Here is a 2,039-nt window from a genome sequence, read left to right on the forward strand (position 1 = left end):
AATGCTTTAAGTTCTGGGTTCTCATCAGAGAAAAATATCCGGTATGAATTTGAGAAGCTAAGCTTTGACGCACCCATTGTCACAGCACTGGTGATTATAATACTGGCAAAGATAACCCAAAGAGGGTGCTTGATTAGAAATTGCGCCAGTGCAATAGCTAAGTTGTCGAATCGATTTGCCGGCATAGCGACCTCAATATCAGTGTAGAGTTTGGCTTACGTGTTTTTTGATGCGATAGACTGCTGCATCTGCATAAAGTGTGCATAGCCAAAGATAAGCGTTTGCATTGAATGATACATGCGGCTGCCGCCAGCGCGTTGTATCACCGGCAGATATAAGACAAGCTCAATTGCGTGGGCAAAGATTAAGCCTACACCTGTCCAGTTTAAAATGTTCGCCAGGGGCGCCGAGAACGGAGATAAAAGATTGAACAAAATCAGCATCCATGCCATCGCAGTTAATAGTTTAAACACCAAGATCATTGGGCTTGGCTCCTTATTATTCTTTTCATTATCGTTTGCATACTAACTGGCAAGCTTTAGGAATGCTAGCGAGATTAGCAAATATCCGCCCGATGTTTCATAATGCGCAGCTTTCCAGCTGTTGATAATTTTATGCGCAAAGATCTCAGACCCTATTGGTATAAAAAAATCTATCTTAAGTTTCGATTTTGGTACACCGAGCACTTTATTGCTCCAAAGTGTGATGCCTTGGGCGATCATCATACGTTTATGAAGCCATGGTATACCGAAATCGGTGGCCCAAGAATTCAGATTGGCAAATGTGCTACCGTCATCTCAGAACCAGACCAGCGCACGCGGATTGGCGTGTGGGGTAATGAGCCTGAGGAGGGTGAGATCATTATTGGCGATTATGTGATGATCAGCCCAGGCTGCCGCATCAGTTCGGGCCACAGCATTCGCATTGGTGATAGCGTGATGATGGCTAACGGTGTCTATATAGCCGATTCAGACTGGCATGGCATCTATGATCGTGCAGCTAGGCCCAAAGATTACACGCCAATCGTGATCGCTGATAATGTTTGGTTGGGTGACCGGGCAACGGTGTTGAAAGGTGTTACTATCGGTGAAAATTCGATTGTCGCTGCAAATGCAACGGTGACAAAAGATGTGCCGGCAAACGTGATTGTCGCCGGGAGTCCAGCGCGTGTGGTGAGAGAATTAGATGTATCGCAAAAAATGCGAACCCGCGGTGATTTCTTCAGTGACCCAGAAGGCCTTGCGCGCTGGTATGATAAAATCGATTATATGGTCTTAAAAGACAATAGCCTCTGGCGCTACTTAAAGGCATTAATCTGGCCAACACGCAATGATTGATTGCGCATAGCGTCTAGGCTAAGTAGAATTAGATAAATTGCTTGTCGGGGTGCCGCAGTATATTTCCGTCTGATACATTGCATAAGCATAATCAGTAGAGGGAATAAGTATAGGCTGAGAAATACCCGTAATACCTGATCGAGATTATGCTCGCGGAGGGAACAAGCTGGCAATGCACTCGACGCTCGCTGCTATTCTAGTCGCTTACTGTCCCACCGGTGCTGTCACTTGTTTCTCATCGCTCTAATCTATCATCGTTTTTTAAGACAAGCCCGTACTAGACTGCACCACCGTTAAGAGGCATATCTTATGAGTAAAGAGAAATCCGTTCAAAACCTTGCCGCAATTGCTGAAGTAGACACCGATTCGGTTCAGCCATTTCCAAACTCTCATAAGATATACGTGCAGGGTTCGCGTGATGACATTCAGGTGCCGATGCGTGAAATCACGCTAACGCCTACGCTTATTGCTGGTTCTGACCCAGATCAACCCGCCTATGAGGAAAACCCTGCGGTAAGAGTTTATGACACATCAGGTAGTTATACTGATCCTGAGCGCGAGATTGATGTCAGAAAGGGTTTGCCTGACGTTAGGCGTGAGTGGATAGTTGAGCGAGACGACACACTAGAGCTGCCAAACGAGTCATCTATTTTTACCCGTGAGCGTCTCTCAGATCCAGATACGGCGCACTAGCGTTTTGAG

3 protein-coding genes and 1 riboswitch are annotated in these 2,039 nt (G+C 46.1%); of the genes, 2 read left to right on the plus strand and 1 reads right to left on the minus strand.

Translation table 11 applies throughout. The features are described 5' to 3' along the window. Positions 1 to 215 precede the first annotated feature (215 nt). Complete coding sequence (locus HRU21_13140) at positions 216 to 482, minus strand: DUF1145 domain-containing protein (protein NRA43234.1); 267 nt, start codon at positions 480 to 482, stop codon at positions 216 to 218. Between the two features lie 132 nt (positions 483 to 614). Here HRU21_13140 and HRU21_13145 point away from each other — a divergent pair, with 132 nt between their 5' ends. Together HRU21_13145 and HRU21_13150 are read left to right on the plus strand one after the other, a co-directional pair. Next, entirely contained in the window at positions 615 to 1,337 is a 723-nt protein-coding gene (locus HRU21_13145; GenBank protein ID NRA43235.1) for an acyltransferase, read from the plus strand. Between the two features lie 35 nt (positions 1,338 to 1,372). Then, positions 1,373 to 1,515: riboswitch (TPP riboswitch) on the plus strand. Positions 1,516 to 1,646: 131 nt separating this feature from the next. Continuing rightward, a complete protein-coding gene (locus HRU21_13150) occupies positions 1,647 to 2,030 on the plus strand; it encodes a hypothetical protein (protein NRA43236.1) in 384 nt (127 codons plus the stop codon). Positions 2,031 to 2,039 lie beyond the last annotated feature (9 nt).

It is taken from the genome of Pseudomonadales bacterium, assembly GCA_013215025.1.
Taxonomy (GTDB): Bacteria; Pseudomonadota; Gammaproteobacteria; order Pseudomonadales; family DT-91; genus DT-91.